Origin of the sequence: Streptomyces flavalbus (assembly GCF_042674625.1) — a bacterium.
GTDB lineage: Bacteria > Actinomycetota > Actinomycetes > Streptomycetales > Streptomycetaceae > Streptomyces > Streptomyces flavalbus.
This window is the reverse complement of record NZ_JBHTEB010000001.1, coordinates 928,189-948,457: the sequence shown is the minus strand read 5'-3', so window position 1 is coordinate 948,457 and position 20,269 is coordinate 928,189. Positions and strand designations below refer to the sequence as shown.

Sequence of the window (20,269 nt, the reverse complement as noted above, 5' to 3'; positions counted from 1 at the left end):
GGTCCGAGCAGATGACCGACGACGTCACCGGCGTCCCGCGCGAGCCGGGCAGCCAGTGGTACGACAGCGAAGCCGGGCCCCTGGTCCGCCCCTACGCCATGACGGGCGGACGCACCCGCCCCGGCCCCACCGGAGTGCGGTTCGACCTGATCGCCCTTGTCAGCCTCGACCCCGCCGCACCCGTCCTCGACGACGACCCCGCCCTCGGACCGGAACACCGGGCGCTGATCGACCTGTGCCGCACGGAGACCCAGTCCGTCGCCGAACTGGCCACCGGCGCCGAACTGCCCGTAGGAGTGGTCCGGGTGCTCCTCGGCGACCTCCTGGAACTCGGGCGCGTCACCGTCACCCGCCCGGTGCCGCCCGCCCAACTACCCGACGAGCGCATCCTGCGTGAAGTGATCGAAGGACTGCGAGCGCTGTGATGAATGCCCTCCCAAGTGGCGGCGAACCGGAGCGGCACGGTCACATCCCGCCAAAGAACGGTCTCATCCCTCAGAAGGAGACCGCGCTTGCCATGATGCCGACGGACTCCGTACGTCCGCCGACGCCGTACGCGCTCCCCGCCTACGTCATATACCCCTCCCGCCTACGTCTTACGGGCTTCCCCGTCCACGCCGTACGCGCTTCCCGCTGACGACCGCTGCTGGCACTCCCGAGAGAAGTGATCGATGGTCTCCGAGCACTCCGCCCAGACGGACGACGAGCCGACCGTCCTGGCGTTGAAGATCCTTGTAGCTGGCGGATTCGGTGTGGGCAAGACGACCCTGGTGGGTGCGGTCAGTGAGATCAGGCCACTGCGCACCGAAGAACTGCTCAGCCAGGCGGGCCAGTCGGTGGACGACACCGACGGCGTGGACCAGAAGGTCGCGACCACCGTCGCGATGGACTTCGGACGCATCACCATCCGGTCCGGGCTCTCCCTCTACCTGTTCGGCACACCGGGACAGGACCGCTTCTGGTTCCTCTGGGACGAACTGGCCCAGGGCGCCCTCGGTGCCGTGGTACTCGCCGACACCCGGCGCCTGGAGGACTGCTTCCCCGCGGTCGACTACTTCGAGCACCGGCGCATCCCGTTCGTGGTCGCCGTCAACTGCTTCGCGGGCGCCCGCAGCTACGGCGCCCACGACGTCTGCCGCGCGCTCGACCTCGACCCGGGCACACCGGTCGTGCTCTGCGACGCCCGCGACCGCGACTCCGGCAAGGAGGTGCTGATCCGGCTCGTGGAGTACGCCGGGCGGATGCACACCGCCCGGCTGCTGGACTCCGTCGGCTGACCAGCCGCCCCGGACCCCGCGGCAGGGGTCAGCTCGCCACGCCCCGCTCCGACAGGACCTGGTCGATCGTGACGCGGACGAGGAGTTCACCGGCCGTGCCGTTGCGGGCGCCGAACTCCTCGGCACGCTCCTCACCCATGTACCGCGCCCCGATCCGCGCCGCCCAGTGCCGGAGTTCACCGGGGTCCTCCGAGATCCGGGCGCGGCCGCGCAGCAGCACGTAGTCGAACGGGGGCCGGTCGTCGTCCACACACAGCGCGACCCGGCCGTCCCGGGCCAGATTGCGCCCCTTCACACTGCGCGCGGCGGTGTTGAACACCACCTCGTCCCCGTCGAGCAGGAACCAGATCGGCGTCACATGCGGGCTCCCGTCGGCCCGCACCGTCGACAGTTTGCCGGTACGGGTGCCATATGAGACGAACGCCCGCCATTCCTCGTCGGTCATCTTCTGTGCCATGCCTCCCATCCTCCTTGCCCGAGGGCCGGTCCTGGGGAAGGCTGACGGAGAGATCCCCCTGCCAGGGGGAGACGGGGCATCACACGGGGAGACCAGACCATGGCGCAGAACCAGGGGCTCGGCTGGCTGCTGGACAACCTGACCGAGCGCGTCGAGCACGTGCGGCACGCGCTGGTGCTGTCCAGTGACGGGCTCGTGACGGGAGCGAGCACCGGCTTACGCCGGGAGGACGCCGAACACCTCGCCGCGGTCGCGTCCGGACTGCACAGCCTGGCCAAGGGGTCGGGCCGGTACTTCGGCGCGGGCGGGGTACGCCAGACGATGATCGAGTTCGACGAGGCGGTGCTGTTCGTCACCGCCGCGGGCAACGGCAGTTGCCTGTGCGTCCTCAGTGGCGCGGAGGCCGACATCGGCCAGATCGGCTACGAGATGACCCTGCTCGTCAACCGGGTCGGCGAGCACCTCGGCGTGGACGCCCGCCAGCCCGAGCGCGCCCCGACCGTCGACCCCTAACGCTCTGACCTGCGACTTTTTCAGCTCCTCCGGAGTTATCCACAGGCTCGCCACGGGATTCGAGAAACCGGCTACGGTTTTTCCACGGCGAGCGCAGACGGCGCCAGCCGCCGACTCCACGGGGGAGAGCGACCATGTCAGGCCACACTGCCACCCAACCATCCCAGCCCACCTGCGCCCCGAGCCGGGCCGCCCGTGAACTGGGCTTGAAGCGCGGCGAGTTCGACCTCGCCGTACATCTCGGACGCATCCGCACCGTGCCCGACGAGACCGGTGCGGGCCCACGCGTCACCCACGCCGAACTGGACCGGCTGCGAGGGGAGAAGGGCTTCCCGGAAGCGCTGCGCGAAGGCGTCAAGGTGGTGGGCACCACGGCGGGCGCGGCCCTGCTGGAGATCTCCTCCGCACGGTTCACCCGACTCGCCAGGCTGGGTCTGCTGGTGCCCGTCAAGTTCTATCTGAACCGCTACCGAGCGGTCGTCTGGCTCTATCTCGCCGACGAACTGCGGCAGTTCGCCGCCGGGCAGGAGAACGCCGTGATCCTGCGCCAGCGTATGCCCGAGCGCCTGCGGAGCGACCTGGACAAGGGCCTGGACCGGCGGCCCCGGAACTGGCGCCAGCGGCACCTGGGCTTCCTGCTGCGGCAGGCCGCGGACCCCTGGCAGCGTGCCGGGGCGCTGGCGGCCTTCCTCGATCCCGTCCAGATCGCGGAGATCGTCACGGACCCCTACGAGCGCGCTCATGTGCACCGGTTCCGGCCGCCCCCGCCGTCCCACGGCGCACCCGGTTCCCCGGGCGCCCAACTCGCCGGGCAGCTCATGACCGCGGACGATCCCGACGAGATCGCCTGGCTGCGCTCCGACCTGACCCAGACCCTGCGGGAGGCCCGCGCCCACCGTGCCGCCCCACGTCCCGTGCGCCGCGAGACGCCCGAGGCCACGGCATCGACGGCCACGACGAGGGCCACAACAACGGAGCCCAAGGAGCCAGACCACCCGCGCGGCCTGCTGAGCCGACTGCTGCGCAGAGGCTCCAGGCCCTCCTGACGGACCGCTCGCGCGTACGCTGCGCGGCAGCGACCCGGCAGAGGTGACTCTCCTGGACGGACGGCCCGCACGGCGCCCTACAGGGCCCGGAACAGCCCCTCCTGTACGACGGACACCAGCAGCCGCCCTTCAAGATCGTAGATCCGGCCCCTGGCGAGGCCCCGGCCACCGGTCGCGATCGGGGACTCCTGGTCGTACAGGAACCACTCGTCCGCGCGGAACGGCCGGTGGAACCACATCGCGTGGTCCAGCGACGCCATGTCAAATCCTCGCGGGCCCCAAAGGGGCTCAACTGGGATGCGTACGGCGTCCAGCAGGGTCATGTCACTGGCGTAGGTCAGCGCGCAGGTGTGCACCAGCGGATCGTCGCCGAGCGGGCTGACCGCACGCATCCACACGGCACTGCGCGGGTCCGCTCCCTTGATCTCCTCCGGTGTCCAGCGCAGCCGGTCGACATAGCGGATGTCGAAGGGCTGGCGGCGCGCCATCCGCTCCAGTTGCTCGGGCAGCGCACCGAGGTGCTCCCGGATCTCCTCCACCACCGTGGGGAGCGACTCCGGATCCGGGACCTCGCGGGCGGGCGGCAACTGGTGCTCGAAGCTCCCCTGTTCAGGCTTGTGGAAGGAGGCGGTGAGATTGAAGATCGTACGGCCCTGCTGCACGGCGGTGACCCGGCGCGTGGTGAAGGAGCGCCCGTCCCGGACTCGTTCGACCTGGTACACGATGGGCACACCTGGCCGCCCCGGGCGCAGGAAGTACGCGTGCAGCGAGTGCACCGGCCGGTCGCCCTCCGTGGTGCGGCCCGCGGCGACCAGCGCCTGCCCCGCCACCTGGCCGCCGAAGACCCGCTGCAGCGACTCCTGGGGGCTGCGGCCCCGGAAGATGTTGACCTCGATCTGCTCCAGGTCGAGCAGGTCGACGAGCCTCTCGGCCGGGTTCGTCATGGATGTCCTTCTCCTGTGTTCACAACTGGCCGACGGCGGTGACGCGGACCACGGCGCGCCCCTCCGCGTCGGAGGCGGCGAGGTCGATCTCGGCGCTGATGCCCCAGTCGTGGTCGTCGTTCGGGTCGTCGAAGATCTGCCGGACGCGCCACAGCTCGTTCTCCGGCTGCTCCTCGATCAGCAGCAGCTTCGGGCCGCGGGCGTCGGGGCCGGTGCCGAGATCGTCGTACTCGTCCCAGTACTTGTCCATCGCCTCGCCCCACGCGTCCGCGTCCCAGCCGGACTCGGCGTCCATCTCGCCCAGTTCGTCGACATGGTCGAGGGCGGCGAGTTCCACGCGGCGGAACATGGCGTTGCGGACCAGCACACGGAAGGCGCGCGCGTTGGCGGTGACCGGCTTGACCTGGTCGGCCTTCTCCTGAGCCTCCTCGGCTGTCATCTCCTCCGGGTTGGCCAACTGCTCCCATTCATCCAGCAGGGAGGAGTCGACCTGGCGCACCGTCTCACCGAGCCAGGCGATGAGGTCCTCAAGGTCCTCGGACTTCAGGTCGTCCGGGATGTTGTGGTCGAGGGCCTTGTAGGCGCTGGCGAGGTAGCGCAGCACGATGCCCTCGGTGCGGGCCAGCTCGTAGAACGACACCAGTTCGGTGAAGGACAGGGCCCGCTCGTACATGTCCCGGACGACCGACTTCGGCGACAGCGGATGGTCACCGACCCACGGGTGGCTCTTGCGGTAGGTGTTGTACGCGTGGAAGAGCAGCTCTTCCAGGGGCTTGGGGTAGGTGACGTCCTGGAGCCGCTCCATGCGCTCCTCGTACTCGACACCGTCCGCCTTCATCGCGGCGACGGCCTCACCGCGCGCTTTGTTCTGCTGGGCCACCAGGATCTGCCGGGGGTCGTCCAGCGTGGACTCCACGACGGACACCATGTCCAGGGCGTACGACGGCGACTCGGGATCGAGGAGTTCGAAGGCGGCCAGCGCGAAGGTGGACAGCGGCTGGTTCAGCGCGAAGTCCTGCTGGAGGTCCACGGTGAGGCGGACGATGCGGCCTTCGGCGTCGGGCTCGTCCAGCTTCTCGACGATGCCGCCGTCCAGCAGGGAGCGGTAGATGGCGATGGCCCGCCGGATGTGCCGCAGTTGCTGCTTGCGCGGTTCGTGGTTGTCCTCCAGCAGGTGCCGCATCGCCTCGAAGGCGTTGCCGGGACGGGCGATCACCGACAGCAGCATCGTGTGCGTCACCCGGAAGCGGGACGTCAGCGGCTCAGGCTCGGAGGCGATGAGCTTCTCGAAGGTGTCCTCCGACCACGCCACGAAGCCCTCGGGCGCCTTCTTGCGGACCACCTTGCGGCGCTTCTTCGGATCGTCGCCCGCCTTGGCGAGCGCCTTGTCGTTCTCGATGACGTGCTCGGGCGCCTGGGCGACGACGAAGCCCGCCGTGTCGAAGCCCGCCCGGCCCGCCCGGCCCGCGATCTGGTGGAACTCCCGCGCGCGCAGCGTACGCACCCGGCTCCCGTCGTACTTGGTCAGCGCCGTGAACAGCACGGTCCGGATGGGGACGTTGACGCCCACGCCGAGCGTGTCGGTGCCGCAGATCACCTTCAGCAGACCGGCCTGCGCGAGTTTCTCCACCAGCCGCCGGTACTTGGGCAGCATCCCGGCGTGGTGCACACCGATGCCGTGCCGGACGTAACGGGACAGGTTCCGGCCGAACTTGGTGGTGAAGCGGAAGTTGCCGATCAGCTCGGCGATCTGCTCCTTCTCCTCGCGCGAGCACATGTTGATGCTCATCAGCGCCTGCGCCCGCTCCACGGCCTGCGCCTGGGTGAAGTGCACGATGTAGACGGGCGCCTGCTGGCTCTGGAGCAGCTCCGTCAGCGTCTCCGTCAGCGGTGTGCGCTGGTACTCGTACGACAGCGGCACGGGGCGGGTCGCCGAGCGGACCACCGACGTCGGGCGGCCGGTGCGCCGGGTGAGGTCCTTCTCGAACATGGAGACGTCGCCGAGCGTGGCCGACATCAGCACGAACTGCGCCTGCGGCAGTTCGAGCAGCGGGATCTGCCAGGCCCAGCCACGGTCCGGCTCGGCGTAGAAGTGGAACTCGTCCATGACGACCTGGCCGACGTCCGCCCGCCTGCCGTCGCGCAGCGCGATCGAGGCGAGCACCTCGGCGGTGCAGCAGATCACCGGGGCGTCGGCGTTGACGGACGCGTCGCCGGTCAGCATCCCCACGTTCTCGGTGCCGAAGAGCTTGCACAGCTCGAAGAACTTCTCCGAGACGAGCGCCTTGATGGGAGCCGTGTAGAAGGTGACCTCGTCCCGGGCGAGCGCGGCGAAGTGGGCACCCGCGGCGATCATGCTCTTGCCGGAGCCGGTCGGCGTGGACACGATCACGTTCGCCCCGGAGACCACCTCGATCAGCGCCTCCTCCTGATGGGAGTAGAGCGTGAGACCCCGCTCCTGGGCCCACGACTCGAAGGCGTCGTACAGGGCGTCGGGGTCGGCGGTCGGCGGCAGCTGATCGATGAGGGTCACGCCCCCATCTTGCCTGCCGACCGACCCGGAAGGGGAATCGGATGCGGGTACGAAGATCGCGAACGCTACGCTGTGTCGCCGACGCGGGGTCAGCGGGCACGGTCGGCTGACGAGCCGGACAGGTCAACTGCACAGTGGAACACGAGGAATGGGGCGGGCAGCGGCGATGATGGGACCAGCACACTCACTTTCGGGCGCCGCTGCCTGGCTCGGCGTCGGTGCCGCCGCTGCCGCGGCCGGGCACACCATGCCCTGGCCGGTCCTCCTCGTCGGCGCCCTGATCTGCGCCGGAGCGGCCCTCGCCCCCGACCTGGACCACAAGGCCGCCACCATCTCGCGTGCCTTCGGGCCGCTGTCGCGCTGGCTGTGCGAGATCGTCGACAAGCTGTCCTACGCCGTCTACAAGGCCACCAGGAAGCAGGGCGACCCGCGCCGCTCCGGCGGCCACCGCACGCTGACGCACACCTGGCTGTGGGCGGTGCTCATAGGCGGGGGCACCTCGGTGCTGGCGATCACCGGCGGGCGCTGGGCGGTGCTGGCCATCCTCTTCGTGCACCTGGTGCTGGCCATCGAGGGCCTGCTGTGGCGGGCGACCCGCGGCGCCAGCAGCGACGTCCTCGTCTGGCTGCTGGCCGCGGCGAGCGCGTGGATCCTCGCCGGGGTGCTGGACCAGTCAGGCAACGGCTCCGACTGGCTGTTCACGGAGCCGGGCCAGGAGTACCTGTGGCTGGGCCTCCCGGTCGTCCTGGGCGCGCTGGTGCACGACATCGGGGACGCGCTGACCGTGTCGGGGTGCCCGATCCTGTGGCCGATACCGGTGGGCCGCAAGCGCTGGTACCCGCTGGGGCCGCCGAAGGCGATCCGCTTCCGGGCGGGCAGCTGGGTGGAGCTGCGGGTGCTGATGCCCGCGTTCATGGTGCTCGGGGGAGTGGGCGGCGCCGCCGCGCTCAACGTCATCTGAGGCACCGGCCGACGGGCGCCGGGTGCCCGCCGCCCTCAGTCGGAGCCCGGCGACACCTGCGAGGCGCCCTCGCCGTACCGCCGCTCGAACCGGGCGATGCGGCCCTCGGTGTCCACCGTGCGGGCCTTGCCGGTGTAGAAGGGGTGGCTCTCCGAGGAGATTTCCACGTCCACCACGGGGTACGTCTCGCCGTCGTCCCACTCGATGGTCTGGTCACTGGCCGCGGTGGACCGGGTCAGGAAGGCGTAGCCAGCGGCCCGGTCACGGAAGACGACGGGGTGGTAGTCGGGGTGCTTGTCCTGCTGCATGGCTGCTCCTGGTACGGCGGTGGCAGGGAACGGGCGGGAAAGCGGCGAGGCGGGTGTGCCGGACGGGTGGGGAAGGCCGGGGCGGGCGGCGCGTCAGCCGGACAGGGCGTCCTCGTCGACGATGTGCATCGCGGCCTCCTCGGCGGAGGCGGCTGCGCCGTCGATGCCGACGTCCGTGGCGACCAGCGCGCTCTCCTCGTCCTCGTGCGCCCCTTCGTCGGGGGCGACCAGGCGCCCGGAGCGGACCGCGCCGACCTCGTTGTCGAGGAGTTCCCCGTCGGTGCCCTGGCAGTCGCCGAGGCCGTCACCGTCCGGGGCGACGGGATCGGGGAGTTCCTCCGCCAGCCGCTGGTCCAGCGTCTCGCCCCGCAGCCGCTCGGCCGCGGTGACGCCGTCGTGCTCCACGGCCCACGGCTTCTCGGGAGGGGACCAGCCCCGGTCGAGGGGGTCGTCGACACCGTCGTACTCCAGGGTGTCCTCCGCGTCGAGCAGTCCCGTGTCCTCCCGCTGGTCGGACTGATCGGGCTGGTAGACGTCGTCGCCCCATCCTTCGGCGCTGTTCACGGGTACCTCCAGGTGGTGCGGACGGACGGTTCCCACCGTGTTCGGCGGCGGGTGGCCGACGTGTCCGGGCGCAGGGTCCGGCACTCGCGGAACCGCACGGTTCTCGGGCGCTCCCCGAGGCGGCGCCGCCTACCAGCCTTCCACCCCTCATCGCACCCGCGCAACGCCACGACCGCCGCCCGGTCCCCCTTCCACCCCACCCTGCCCGCCGCACCCAGGTCCGCACCGGCCCCCGTCGCGGCCCGCACGGGCAGGTCAGCGCCGACCGGGGCGACCCCACGGCCACCCCGGTCCACACCAGCCGCGCGGCCCGCGCCGCGGAGGGCAGCCGCCCAGCCTCTCCCGGCGTCAGGCAGGCCACTCTCCGTCGGCTGCGAACGCCTCTCACCCATGCCAGGACCGCCACAGCGCCGCGTACGCGCCGTCCGCCGCGACCAGGTCGTCATGGCTGCCCAGTTCGCTGATGCGGCCGTCCTCGACGACGGCGATGACGTCGGCGTCATGGGCGGTGTGCAGGCGGTGGGCGATGGCTATGACGGTCCGGCCGTCGAGGACGCGGGCGAGGGACCGTTCCAGGTGACGGGCCGCGCGCGGGTCGAGCAGGGAGGTCGCCTCGTCGAGGACCAGCGTGTGCGGGTCGGCGAGGACCAGCCGGGCCAGGGCGATCTGCTGGGCCTGCGCCGGGGTCAGGGCGAACCCGCCGGAGCCGACCTCGGTGTCCAGCCCTTCGTCCAGGCCACGGGCCCAACTCTCCGCGTCGACGGCGCCCAGCGCCGCCCACAGTTCGGCGTCACCCGCGTCGGCGCGGGCCAGCCGGAGGTTGTCGCGCAGGGAGCCGACGAAGACATGGTGTTCCTGGTTGACCAGGGCCACGTGGGAGCGGACGCGTTCGGCGGGCATCCGGGACAGTTCGGCGCCGCCGAGGGTGATCCGGCCGTCGCGGGGCGCGTAGATCCCGGCGAGCAGCCTGCCCAGGGTGGACTTGCCCGCGCCGGAGGGGCCCACCAGGGCCAGCCGGGTGCCGGGGGCGACGTCGAGGGAGACCTGGCGCAGCACGTCGACGCCCTCGCGGTAACCGAAGTGCACCCGCTCGGCGTGCACGTCACGCCCGTCCGGGGCGACCGAGGCGTCCCCCTCGGCGGGCTCGATGTCCCGGACGCCGACCAGTCGGGCCAGCGACACCTGCGCCACCTGGAGTTCGTCGTACCAGCGCAGGATCAGCCCGACCGGGTCGACGAGCATCTGCGCGATCAGCGCACCGGTCGTCAACTGGCCCACGCCGATCCAGCCCTGGAGGACGAAGACACCGCCGATCATCAGGACGGAGGCCAGCACGGTCACATGGGTGACGTTGATGACCGGGAAGAGCACCGAGCGCAGCCACAACGTGTACCGCTCCCACGCGGTCCATTCGCGGATGCGCTGGTCCGACAGTTGGACGCGGCGGTCGCCGAGGCGGTGCGCCTCGACGGTGCGCCCGGCGTCCACGGTCTCGGCGAGCGCGGCGGCGACGGCCGCGTACCCGGCGGCCTCGGAGCGGTAGGCGGACGGCGCCCGCCGGAAGTACCAGCGGCAGCCGACCACCAGCAGCGGCACGGCGAGCAGCACGGCGGCCCCGAGCGGCGGCGCGGTGACGACCAGCCCGCCCAGCAGCAGCGCCGCCCACACCACGCCGATGGCGAGCTGTGGCACGGCCTCGCGCATCGCGTTGGCGAGCCGGTCGATGTCGGTGGTGATCCGGGAGAGCAGGTCGCCGGTCCCGGCCCGCTCCAGCACTCCCGGCGGCAGCCCGACCGAGCGGATGAGGAAGTCCTCGCGCAGATCGGCGAGCATCCGCTCCCCGAGCATCGCGCCGCGCAGCCGCACCTGCCGCACGAAGAACGCCTGCACCAGCAGCGCCACCACGAACAGCCCGGCGGTGAGTTCCAGGCGCAGTTCCTCGGCGTCGTCGGAGACCCGCTCGACGAGGCCGCCCAGCAGCCAGGGCCCGGCCATCGAGGCGACGACGGCCACGGTGTTGACGGCGACGAGGAGCAGGAAGGCCCGCCGGTGGCGGCGGAAGAGTTCGGCCACGTAGGCCCGTACGGTCGTGGGGGCGCCGACGGGCAGCGTGTGTGCCGTCGTCGGGGCCGCCGGGTCGTACGCCGGTGGCGCCACGCCGATCATGCGGTCTCCTCGATCTCTTCCAGCTCGTCAAGTCCCAGTTCGTCCAGTTCGCGGCGGGTGTCCGCCCCGCTGTCGACGGCCCGCTCACGCAGGTCGCCGAGGGCGGTCTCCTCGTCGGTCTCGCGTGTGACCACCGCCCGGTACCGGGGGTCGGTGTGCACCAGCTCCCGGTGCGGGCCGACCGCGGCGACGGTGCCCTCGTGCACGAGGACGACCCGGTCCGCGCGGTCGAGCAGCAGCGGTGAGGAGGTGAACACCACCGTCGTACGGCCCGTCCGCAGCTCCCGTACGCCCTCCGCGATCCGCGCCTCGGTGTGGGAGTCGACGGCGGAGGTCGGCTCGTCCAGCACCAGCACCTCGGGGTCGGTGATCAGCGACCGGGCCAGGGCGAGCCGCTGGCGCTGGCCGCCCGACAGGGACCGTCCGCGCTCGGTGATCCGGGCGTCCAGCGGGTCCTCGGCGCCCAGCGACCCCTCGACCAGCGCGGCCAGGACGTCCCCGCACTGCGCGGCCGCGAGCGCCTCCTCGGCGCCGACGGCACCGGAGGCGGGCACGTCGAGCAGTTCCCGCAGCGTTCCGGAGAGCAGCACCGGGTCCTTGTCCTGGACGAGGACGGCGGTGCGGGCGGAGTCGAGCGGCAGCTCGTCGAGCGGGGTGCCGTCCAGCAGGACCGAGGGGCCCGGCTCGGACGGGTGGCCGCCCAGCCGCTCCGCGAGCCGCCCGGCCGCGTCCGGGTCCCCGCAGACCACCGCGGTGAGCAGTCCGGAGGGGGCGAGCAGCCCGGTGGCCGGGTCGTACAGGTCGCCCGCGGGCAGCTCGGCGTCGCGCGACCCGCCCGCGTCCGTGGCCCGCTCCAGGGACAGCACCCGGGCGGCCCGCTTGGCGGAGGGCCGGGAGAAGGAGTAGGCCATGGCGATCTCTTCGAAGTGGCGCAGTGGGTACGTCATGATCATCACCGAGCTGTAGACGGTGACGAGTTCACCTACGGTGATCCGGCCCTCGCGGGCCAGATGGACGCCGTACCAGACCACGGCGACCAGCAGCAGTCCCGGCAGCAGTACCTGGATCGCGGAGATCAGGGACCACATGCGGGCGCTGCGCACGGCGGCGTGGCGCACGTCCTGGGAGGCGCGGCGGTAGCGGTCGAGGAAGAGTTCCTCGCCGCCGATGCCGCGCAGGACGCGCAGTCCGGCGACGGTGTCCGAGGCCAGTTCGGTGGCGCGGCCCGCCTTCTCCCGCTGGAAGTCGGCGCGCCGGGTGGCGCGCGGCAGCAGCGGCAGCACGGCCAGCGCCAGCACCGGCAGGCCGACGGCGACGACGACACCGAGGGCGGGCTGGTAGACGAGGAGCGCGGCGCAGACCACCACGATCGTCACCGCGGCGGCGGTGAACCGGGAGATGGCCTCCACGAACCAGCCGATCTTCTCGACGTCGCCGGTGGACACGGCCACGACCTCACCGGCCGCCACCCGCCGGGTCAGCGCCGAACCCAGGTAGGCGGTCTTGCGGGCCAGCAGTTGCTGGACGCGGGCGGCGGCGGTGATCCAGTTGGTGATGGCGGCGCGGTGCAGGAAGGTGTCGCCGATCGCGTTGCCCGCGCAGGCCAGCGCCAGCAGTCCGCCCGCCAGGGCGAGCCGTTCACCGGACCGGTCCACGACTGCCTGGACGGCCACACCGACACAGAAGGGCAGTGATGACACGGACAGGAAGTGCAGCAGGCCCCAGGCCAGGGACTTCAGCTGACCGCGCAACTGGTTCCGGCCGAGCCACCACAGGAATCGAGGCCCCGAACGTGCGTCCGGCACGCCAGGGTCGGGATAGGGAAGGTCTTGGATCTGCATGACGTCCCAGTGGCTCGTGTCAGGGGGTGGACGGAGTTGGGCGGGCGGCGGTGCGCGCCCGACCGCGCGGAGCGGTCGCAAACCGTGCAAGGTTCACTCCGTGGAGTGGTCAATGGCAAACGGTTTTCGACGACACCGCACGGAACCGGCAGGCCTCGCATGGAACCGCCCCGCCCCGCGCGGAACCCGCCCCGCCCAGCGCGGAACTCGCCCCGCCCAGCGCGGGACCGGCACGTCCCAGGACGGAGCCCCCCGCCCCGTACGGAGCTCGCCCGCCCTTCACGGAACCGCCCCGCCCCGTGCGGAACCGCCCCGCCCCGGACGGAGCCCCTCGCCCCGCGCGGAACGGCTCGTCCCGCCCCGTCTCGCTCCCCGGCGCCGCGGACCGGCTCAGCACCCTGGCACGGGTGCCCCGTCGACCAGCGTGTCCAGCAGTCCGCCCAGGACCCCGCGCTGCTCCTCCGTCAGCGGCGCGAGGATCTCCTCCGCGGCCGACCGGCGGGCGGCGTGCAGTTCGCGCAGGGCGCGATGGCCCTCGTCCGTCAGTTCGATCCGGATCACCCGGCGATTGGCCGGATCCGGCACCCGGCGCACCCTGCCGCCCGCCTCCAGCGCGTCGACCAGCGTCGTCACGGCACGCGGCACCACCTCAAGGCGCGCGGCGAGGTCGGCCATCCGTGGCGGCGACCCGAAGTGCGCGAGCGTGCGCAGCAACCTCGACTGCGCGGGCGTGATGCCCAGCTCGTGCCGCTCCAGATGCCGCTTCTGGATGCGGTACACGCGCCGCGTCAGCCGCAGCAGTTGCTCGGCGAGCAGGCCCTCAGACCCCTCAGACCCCTCAGAGTCCTGCGAGCCTTCAGATCCTTCAAAACCCTGAGGGCCCTCAAAGCCCTTCGAGCCTTCGGGGACTGCGAAGCCGTTGGAGCCCTCGAAGCTTCCAGGGCCGCCCGGGCCCTTCGAACCGTCGGAGTCGTCGAACGCGGGTTGGGTCATGCGGGAACAATATCAGGACGTTGTTCATTGTGAGCATAGGTAACAATGAGCTAGGATCCGTCGAGCGCCGCCCGGCGCCGTCTCACCCACCGTAGGAGCCCATGCACCCCGACCACGCACCCCAGTGGACCCCGCCCGCCGAAGCCGAGGACCAGCCCCGCCAGTGGCGCCGCATCCTGAGCCTCTTCCGTCCCTACCGCGGCCGACTCGCCGTCGTCGGCCTGCTGGTCGGCGCCTCGTCGCTGGTCTCGGTCGCCACGCCGTTCCTGCTGAAGGCGATACTCGACGTCGCCATCCCCGAGGGCCGCACCGGCCTGCTCACCCTGCTCGCCCTCGGCATGATCGTCGGCGCGGTTCTCACCAGCGTCTTCGGCGTGCTCCAGACGCTGATCTCCACCACGGTCGGCCAGCGCGTGATGCACGACCTGCGCACCGCCGTCTACGGCCGCCTCCAGCGCATGTCGCTGGCGTTCTTCACCCGCACGCGCACCGGCGAGGTGCAGTCCCGCATCGCCAACGACATCGGCGGGATGCAGGCCACCGTCACCTCCACCGCCACCTCACTGGTCGCCAACTTCACCAGCGTGGTGGCCACGATCCTCGCGATGCTCGCCCTCGACTGGCGGCTGACCGTGGTCTCGCTGCTCCTGCTGCCGGTGTTCGTCTGGATCAGCCGCCGGGTCGGCAACGAACGCAAGAGGATCACCACCCAGCGCCAGAAGCAGATGGCCGCGATGGCGGCCACGGTCACCGAGTCCCTCTCGGTCAGCGGCATCCTCCTCGGCCGCACGATGGGCCGCTCCGACTCCCTGACCCGCGCCTTCTCCGACGAGTCCGAGCGCCTGGTCGACCTGGAGGTGCGGTCGAACATGGCGGGCCGCTGGCGGATGGCCGTCATCACGATCGTCATGGCGGCGATGCCCGCCGTCATCTACTGGACCGCGGGCTTCGCCCTGCACTTCGGCGGCCCGGCGGTCTCCATCGGCACGATCGTCGCCTTCGTCTCCCTCCAGCAGGGCCTGTTCCGCCCGGCCGTCAGCCTGCTCGGCACCGGCGTCCAGATCCAGGCATCCCTCGCCCTCTTCCAGCGGATCTTCGAGTACCTCGACCTGCCGATAGACATCACCGAGCGCGAACGGCCGGTCCACCTGGACCGCGTCAAGGGCGAGGTCCGCTTCGAGGACGTCGAGTTCCGCTACGACGCCGAGGGCGCCCCCGTCCTCGACGGCATCGACGTCACCGTCCCCGCGGGCGGCAGCCTCGCCATCGTCGGCCCGACCGGCGCGGGCAAGTCCACGCTGGGCTACCTGGTGCCGCGGCTGTACGACGTGACGGGCGGCCGGGTCACCCTCGACGGCGTCGACGTGCGCGACCTCGACTTCGACACCCTGGCCCGCGCGGTCGGCGTCGTCTCGCAGGAGACGTACCTCTTCCACGCCACCGTCGCCGAGAACCTGCGCTTCGCCCGGCCCGACGCCACCGACGAGGAACTGCGCGCGGCGGCGAAGGCGGCGCAGATCCACGACCACATCGCCTCGCTCCCGGACGGCTACGACACGGTCGTCGGCGAGCGCGGCCACCGCTTCTCCGGCGGCGAGAAGCAGCGCCTGGCCATCGCCCGCACCATCCTGCGCGATCCGCCGGTGCTCCTTCTCGACGAGGCGACCAGCGCCCTGGACACCCGCACCGAGCACGCGGTGCAGGAGGCCATCGACGCGCTGTCGGCCAACCGCACCACCCTCACCATCGCGCACCGGCTGTCCACCATTCGGAGCGCCGACCAGATCGTGGTCCTCGACGGCGGGCGCGCGGTGGAACGCGGCACGCACGAGGAGTTGTTGGAGCTGGGCGGGCGGTACGCCTCGCTGGTGCGCCGGGACGCCCGACTGGAGCCGACAAGCTGACGATATGCCGGGTTCGCGGCGTTATGCGGGTTAACGTGCCCCCATGCAGACGAACACTCCGCCGCCACGGAGCGCGAGAAGTACGAGGAACACGGGGAGCAAGGGCGGTACAGGGAGCACGGAGAGCACGCAGAGCACGGGAAGTGCGCGGAATCCGAGAGGCACGGCGCGCGCGATCCGACTGACGCGCCGGGGCCGTATCGCCCTCATCGCGGCCGGGGCCGTCGTGGCGGGTACCGCCGTGGCGGTGCCGCTGCTGACCCTGACCGGGGACGAGGACGGCAGGCCCACCACGCTGGTGATCCCGGAGGGCTGGCGCGCGACGCAGGTGTACGCCGCCGTCGACAAGGTCCTCGCCCTGCCCCCGGGCACGACCGGGAAGTCCCTGGACAAGGCCCGCCTGAAGCTCCCCAACGACGCCGAGGGCAACCCGGAGGGCTACCTGTACCCGGCGACGTATCCGCTCCAGGAGAAGTCGACGCCGGAGCAGTTGCTGTCGCTGATGGTCGACACCGCCAACAAGAAGTTCAACGGCGCCCCGATCGCCGCCGGGGCGCAGCGCAACGCCATGAACGTCTACCAGGCCGTCACCATCGCCAGCATCATCCAGGCCGAGGCCGCCACCAAGGAGGACATGGGGAAGGTGGCCCGGGTCGTCTTCAACCGCCTGGAGCGCGGTATGCCGCTCCAGATGGACTCCACCCTCAACTACGCGCTGAACCGCGCCTCGCTGCACACCACGGTGCGCGACACCCGGATGGACAGCCCCTACAACTCGTACCAGCGCATGGGCCTGCCGCCCACGCCCATCGACAACCCGGGCGAGGAGGCGGTGCGGGCCGCGATCAACCCGACGCCGGGGGACTGGCTGTACTTCGTCACCGTCAAGCCCGGCGACACCCGCTTCACCGCCGACTACGCCGAGCACCAGCGCAACGTCGCCGAGTTCAACGCCCGGCAGAAGAGCGGGCGGTCCGCGCCGCGGTGACCCGGCGGGGCGTCACGCGGCGGCCGGTTCCACGGCCTCCCCGGCCAGCAGCCGCCTGATGTCCCGTACGGCCGCCCGGCCCGCCCGGTTGGCGCCGATGGTGCTCGCCGAAGGGCCGTAGCCGACCAGGTGGACCCGCGGATCGGCGACCGCGCGGGTTCCCTCGATCCGGATGCCGCCGCCCGGCTCCCGCAGCCGCAGCGGCGCGAGATGGTCGATGGCGGCGCGGAAGCCGGTCGCCCAGAGGATCACGTCGGCGGTCACATGCCGTCCGTCGCGCCACTCCACCCCGTCGGGGACGATCCGGTCGAACATCGGCTGCCGGTCCAGCACGCCACTCGCCAGCCCTTCCCGGATCGCGTCGTTGAGCGGCAGCCCGGTCACCGACACCACGCTCCTCGGCGGCAGCCCGCGCTTCACCCGCTCCTCCACCCGCGCGACCGCCGCGCGCCCCGCGTTCTCGTCCAGGGGGCCCTCGACGAAGACCGGTGGACGCCGGGTCACCCAGGTGGTGGCCGCCGCGTACGGGGCGATCTCCAGCAGGTGCTGGGTCCCGGACGCGCCGCCGCCCACCACGACCACCCGCTGCCCGGCGAACGCCCGTGGCCCGGGGTACCGCGCGGTGTGCAGTTGCCGCCCGCGGAAGGTCTCCTGCCCCGGGTAGCGCGGCCAGAACGGCCGGTCCCAGGTGCCGGTCGCGTTGACCAGTGCCCGCGCCGCCCAGTTCCCGGCCGAGGTCTCGACGAGCAGCCGCCCGCCGTCGCCCTCCCGCACGGCCCGTACGTCGACGGGCCGCCGTACTCGCAGATCGAACGTACGCTCGTACGCCGCGAAGTACTCGGAGATCACCTCCGCCGACGGCCGCGCCGCATCCGCCCCGGTCAGCTCCATCCCCGGCAGCGCGTGCATCCCGTGCACCTTGCCGTACGTCAGCGACGGCCACCGGAACTGCCAGGCGCCGCCGGGCCCGGGGGAGTGGTCGAGGACCACGAAGTCCCGGTCCGGTGCGAAACCGGAGCGCCGCAGGTGGTAGGCGGCGGACAGTCCCGCCTGTCCCGCGCCGATCACGACGACCTCGACCTCACCCGCACCCATCTCGTTCACGTTTCTACTAACCGCCGCCCCGCCCTGGATCTTCCCACCCCCCCACCAGTCGCCCCCATGGGCCAGGATGGAAGCCATGTCAGACGCGTTCACGACCCGAGTCCTGCACATCGCCTCCGGCTCCTCCGAGACCGTGGTCGACCTCACCCGGGACTGCGAGACCTTCCTGCGCGAGACGGCCGGGGGCCGGGACGGCCTCCTCAACGTCTTCGTCCCGCACGCCACGGCCGGAATCGCCGTGATCGAGACCGGCGCGGGCAGCGACGACGACCTCCTCGCCGCCCTGCACACCCTCCTGCCCGCCGACGACCGCTGGCAGCACCGCCACGGCACCCCCGGCCACGGCCGCGACCACGTCCTCCCCGCCCTCGTCCCACCCCACGCGACCCTCCCCGTCCTGAACGGCCGACTGGAACTGGGCACCTGGCAGTCGGTGTGCCTGGTCGACACCAACCGGGACAACCCTGAGCGGAAGGTGCGGCTCAGCTTTCTCAGTTGATCGAGGCTCTCGTGCAGCCTGGTGTGGGTGTCCCGGTACACGGCCAGGGCTTCGTCGTGCCGCCCGGAGCGGTACAGCGCCAGCATCAGGCAGCCGATCACCCGCTGGGCGAACGGGGACTGCGTCGCCAGTTCCTGGAGTTCGCCGATGAGGTCCGCGTGACGGCCCAGCTCCAGCTCCAGGGCGATGCGCTCCTCCCGCACCCGGCGGTGGTCCTCCACCAGGCGCGCCCGCGTCGTCAGCGCCCAGGTGTTGGCGGCGAACTCGGTCAGCGGGTCGCCCCGCCACCGCGCCTCCGCCGTGCGCAGCCGCCCGATGGCCAGCTCACGGTCACCCCGCGCCGCCGCGGTCGCCGCGTCCGCGCGCAGCCGCTGGAAGCACAGCAGGTCGATGTCGTCCGGGTTGGCCGGCAACTGGTACAGCCGGGGCGAGACGCGACGCACCGTCGCCTGCTCCTCGCCCACGGCCTCGCGTAATCGTGTGCGGAGCCGGGACACGTAACTCTGCAAGGTGTCCGGGGCCGTTGGCGGTGGCTCCTCGTTCCACACGCGGTCCACCAGGATGTCCACGGAGACCGGTTCTCCCCGGGCGTGCACCAGGACGGCGAGCACACGGCGCTGCATCAGCGATCCGAGTTCGTACTGCTGAGGGCCGTCCCACAGCTCAAGCGGCCCCAGGGCGAGAAGTTCCACCATGTCCCCCCGGTGGGTGTGCTTCTTCCTGCCGGTTCCGGCAGCGCACGCACAGATGCGCGGAACTCATCTCACTGTTACGCGAACCGTGAGCTGGGCACCGGGCCGGTCGACCGCAGCCCCGCCCGGTCGCCGCGCAGCCACGTGCCGCGGACGGCCGCGACGAACGCGGTGAAGGTCTCGTCGGGGTCGGCCGGTGCCGTGTCGCCGCCGTCCGCCTCCGGGGCCGGGTGCGAGCGCACGATCTCCTCGGCCAGCACGGTCTCGGGACGGTCGTCGGCCGTGCCGCGTTCGAGGCCGCCGTCGGCGCCCTGGCGGAGCTGCCCGTCCCAGGGGGCCACCACCGTCTGGTGCAGCAGCGCGACGCTGTCGGCGGCCACCGCGGGGGCGTCGGTCCAGCAGCTCGCGTGTTCGTGCAGGACCTGGCCGGGGGCGCGGGCGAAGAGCTGGTCGAGCAGGTCGGGGGCGACGTCGTTGAGGTCGTAGGCGACTACGACCGTGTCCTCCCGTCCGGCCGTGAACGGCTCGGCGGGGAGGTCGAGCAGCTCGGCCGCGGCCAGGCCCAGGATCCGGCTGCCGCGGTCCGGCAACAGCGACACCGACCGGGGGCGCACCCCCGCCGCCGCCAGCAGCGTCCGCAGTCGCAGCAGGCCGCGCAGGCACTGCTCGGGGGAGTCCTGGAGGAAGGCGTAGCGTCCGGTCATCCCGGCGTCGTACCCGTACGGGGAGCGGGTGCCGAGGACCGTGCCGCCGATCACGTACTGCCAGCCGCGCAGGTCGGTGGTGTCCAGCGGGCTCACGCACGCCGCGGCGGTCGCGCGCTCCAGCATCCGGCGCTGCCGGTCCCGCGCGGGGCGCCACTGCGGGTCCTCGGGGTCGGGCAGCAGCGCGTGCTGGCGGTGGGCCAGCGCGAGGTCGCCCGCCATGATCGCGTTGTAGGCCAGCAGATAGCGGTCCGGCCAGTCGGCGAAGGCGCCCTCGTGCCGGGTGAGCAGCTCGACCGCCTCGCGGTGCCGCCCCACGTCCTCGTACGCCGACACCAGCTCCCGTACGACGACCAGCGCGTCCGGGTTGTGCCGCAGCACCTCCCGCAGCGCCGGGACGGCGAGTTCGGACAGGCCGCGCTCGACGCAGGCGTACCCGAACTCGTACAGCGCCTTCGCCTGCGCGGGGCGGGCCGCGAGCGCGGCGGCGGCCTCCCGCAGGTCGTCGAAGCCCGCCCCCTCGGCGGCCCGGCGGACCACCAGCGCCACCTCACCGAGCGGCAGCCGCTCCGCGCCGCTGCGCAACTGCCGCAGGGCGCCGTGGACGTCCCCGGCGTCCAACGACTCCCAGGCGCTGAGGAGTTCGGCGTTCCTGGGCCGACGATTCTTCCGCGAGAACATGCCCGTGATCATCGATGACGGCGGGCCTCATCATCAACACATTTGTTCGACGGTTGAGAGTGTTAATTCGACTATTTAAGAGTGTTGAGACGGC

18 protein-coding genes and 1 pseudogene are annotated in these 20,269 nt (G+C 71.9%); 8 read left to right on the top strand and 11 right to left on the bottom strand.

Features of this window, described 5'->3' with window-relative positions:
• Positions 1 to 11: 11 nt before the first annotated feature.
• Entirely contained in the window at positions 12 to 425 is a 414-nt protein-coding gene (locus ACFQZ6_RS04020) for a DUF742 domain-containing protein (protein ID WP_381604964.1), read from the top strand.
• A 246-nt stretch (positions 426 to 671) separates the two neighbouring features.
• Complete coding sequence (locus ACFQZ6_RS04015) at positions 672 to 1,277, top strand: GTP-binding protein (protein ID WP_381604963.1); 606 nt, start codon at positions 672 to 674, stop codon at positions 1,275 to 1,277.
• Positions 1,278 to 1,305: 28 nt separating this feature from the next.
• Here ACFQZ6_RS04015 and ACFQZ6_RS04010 read toward each other — a convergent pair whose 3' ends face one another.
• The gene (locus ACFQZ6_RS04010; protein WP_381604962.1) at positions 1,306 to 1,734 is read right to left on the bottom strand and encodes a PPOX class F420-dependent oxidoreductase; all 429 of its coding nucleotides are present in this window, start codon (positions 1,732 to 1,734) and stop codon (positions 1,306 to 1,308) included.
• A gap of 99 nt (positions 1,735 to 1,833) precedes the next feature.
• Here ACFQZ6_RS04010 and ACFQZ6_RS04005 point away from each other — a divergent pair, with 99 nt between their 5' ends.
• Entirely contained in the window at positions 1,834 to 2,247 is a 414-nt protein-coding gene (locus tag ACFQZ6_RS04005) for a roadblock/LC7 domain-containing protein (RefSeq protein WP_381604961.1), read from the top strand.
• A 134-nt stretch (positions 2,248 to 2,381) separates the two neighbouring features.
• The gene (locus ACFQZ6_RS04000) at positions 2,382 to 3,293 is read left to right on the top strand and encodes a DUF6397 family protein (RefSeq protein WP_381604960.1); all 912 of its coding nucleotides are present in this window, start codon (positions 2,382 to 2,384) and stop codon (positions 3,291 to 3,293) included.
• A 77-nt stretch (positions 3,294 to 3,370) separates the two neighbouring features.
• Here the strand turns inward: ACFQZ6_RS04000 and ACFQZ6_RS03995 are convergent, their stop codons facing one another.
• Both ACFQZ6_RS03995 and ACFQZ6_RS03990 read right to left on the bottom strand, forming a co-directional pair.
• On the bottom strand, positions 3,371 to 4,237 hold the full coding sequence (locus tag ACFQZ6_RS03995; RefSeq protein ID WP_381604959.1) for an acyl-CoA thioesterase: 867 nt from the start codon (positions 4,235 to 4,237) through the stop codon (positions 3,371 to 3,373).
• 19 nt (positions 4,238 to 4,256) lie between these two features.
• Entirely contained in the window at positions 4,257 to 6,770 is a 2,514-nt protein-coding gene (locus tag ACFQZ6_RS03990) for a DEAD/DEAH box helicase (protein WP_381604958.1), read from the bottom strand.
• Positions 6,771 to 6,936: 166 nt separating this feature from the next.
• On the opposite strand from ACFQZ6_RS03990, the gene ACFQZ6_RS03985 reads away from it, so the two are divergent.
• Positions 6,937 to 7,731 carry a metal-dependent hydrolase gene (locus tag ACFQZ6_RS03985; protein ID WP_381604957.1) on the top strand — a complete coding sequence of 265 codons (795 nt, stop codon included), beginning with the start codon at positions 6,937 to 6,939 and terminating at the stop codon, positions 7,729 to 7,731.
• Between the two features lie 35 nt (positions 7,732 to 7,766).
• On the opposite strand, the gene ACFQZ6_RS03980 is transcribed toward ACFQZ6_RS03985, so the two are convergent.
• The 5 genes from ACFQZ6_RS03980 to ACFQZ6_RS03960 all read right to left on the bottom strand — a co-directional run bounded on the left by ACFQZ6_RS03980 (position 7,767) and on the right by ACFQZ6_RS03960 (position 13,426).
• Positions 7,767 to 8,039 (bottom strand): type B 50S ribosomal protein L31, encoded by a 273-nt coding sequence (locus ACFQZ6_RS03980; protein ID WP_381604956.1) that lies wholly within the window; start codon positions 8,037 to 8,039, stop codon positions 7,767 to 7,769.
• A gap of 93 nt (positions 8,040 to 8,132) precedes the next feature.
• Complete coding sequence (locus tag ACFQZ6_RS03975; RefSeq protein WP_381604955.1) at positions 8,133 to 8,603, bottom strand: DUF5709 domain-containing protein; 471 nt, start codon at positions 8,601 to 8,603, stop codon at positions 8,133 to 8,135.
• 384 nt (positions 8,604 to 8,987) lie between these two features.
• Positions 8,988 to 10,769 (bottom strand): ABC transporter ATP-binding protein, encoded by a 1,782-nt coding sequence (locus ACFQZ6_RS03970; RefSeq protein WP_381604954.1) that lies wholly within the window; start codon positions 10,767 to 10,769, stop codon positions 8,988 to 8,990.
• Positions 10,766 to 12,610, bottom strand: a complete 1,845-nt coding sequence (locus tag ACFQZ6_RS03965) for an ABC transporter transmembrane domain-containing protein (protein WP_381604953.1) — start codon at positions 12,608 to 12,610, stop codon at positions 10,766 to 10,768. The genes ACFQZ6_RS03970 and ACFQZ6_RS03965 overlap by 4 nt, the downstream gene beginning before the upstream one ends.
• A 390-nt stretch (positions 12,611 to 13,000) precedes the next feature.
• Positions 13,001 to 13,426 carry a MarR family winged helix-turn-helix transcriptional regulator gene (locus ACFQZ6_RS03960; RefSeq protein ID WP_381618062.1) on the bottom strand — a complete coding sequence of 142 codons (426 nt, stop codon included), beginning with the start codon at positions 13,424 to 13,426 and terminating at the stop codon, positions 13,001 to 13,003.
• A 278-nt stretch (positions 13,427 to 13,704) separates the two neighbouring features.
• On the opposite strand from ACFQZ6_RS03960, the gene ACFQZ6_RS03955 reads away from it, so the two are divergent.
• Both ACFQZ6_RS03955 and mltG read left to right on the top strand, forming a co-directional pair.
• Positions 13,705 to 15,507 carry an ABC transporter ATP-binding protein gene (locus ACFQZ6_RS03955; RefSeq protein WP_381604952.1) on the top strand — a complete coding sequence of 601 codons (1,803 nt, stop codon included), beginning with the start codon at positions 13,705 to 13,707 and terminating at the stop codon, positions 15,505 to 15,507.
• A 175-nt stretch (positions 15,508 to 15,682) separates the two neighbouring features.
• Positions 15,683 to 16,495: an endolytic transglycosylase MltG gene (gene mltG, locus ACFQZ6_RS03950; protein ID WP_381618059.1), complete on the top strand. Its 813-nt coding sequence runs from the start codon at positions 15,683 to 15,685 to the stop codon at positions 16,493 to 16,495.
• A gap of 12 nt (positions 16,496 to 16,507) precedes the next feature.
• On the opposite strand, the gene ACFQZ6_RS03945 is transcribed toward mltG, so the two are convergent.
• On the bottom strand, positions 16,508 to 17,590 hold the full coding sequence (locus ACFQZ6_RS03945) for an NAD(P)-binding domain-containing protein (protein WP_381618056.1): 1,083 nt from the start codon (positions 17,588 to 17,590) through the stop codon (positions 16,508 to 16,510).
• A gap of 85 nt (positions 17,591 to 17,675) precedes the next feature.
• Between ACFQZ6_RS03945 and ACFQZ6_RS03940 the strand changes: the two genes are divergently transcribed.
• Entirely contained in the window at positions 17,676 to 18,098 is a 423-nt protein-coding gene (locus tag ACFQZ6_RS03940; RefSeq protein ID WP_381618054.1) for a secondary thiamine-phosphate synthase enzyme YjbQ, read from the top strand.
• Positions 18,099 to 18,109: 11 nt separating this feature from the next.
• Here the strand turns inward: ACFQZ6_RS03940 and ACFQZ6_RS03935 are convergent.
• Together ACFQZ6_RS03935 and ACFQZ6_RS03930 are read right to left on the bottom strand one after the other, a co-directional pair.
• Positions 18,110 to 18,721, bottom strand: a pseudogene (locus tag ACFQZ6_RS03935) (AfsR/SARP family transcriptional regulator); the annotation flags it as partial.
• A gap of 146 nt (positions 18,722 to 18,867) precedes the next feature.
• Complete coding sequence (locus ACFQZ6_RS03930) at positions 18,868 to 20,175, bottom strand: hypothetical protein (RefSeq protein ID WP_381604951.1); 1,308 nt, start codon at positions 20,173 to 20,175, stop codon at positions 18,868 to 18,870.
• Between the last annotated feature and the right edge of the window lie 94 nt (positions 20,176 to 20,269).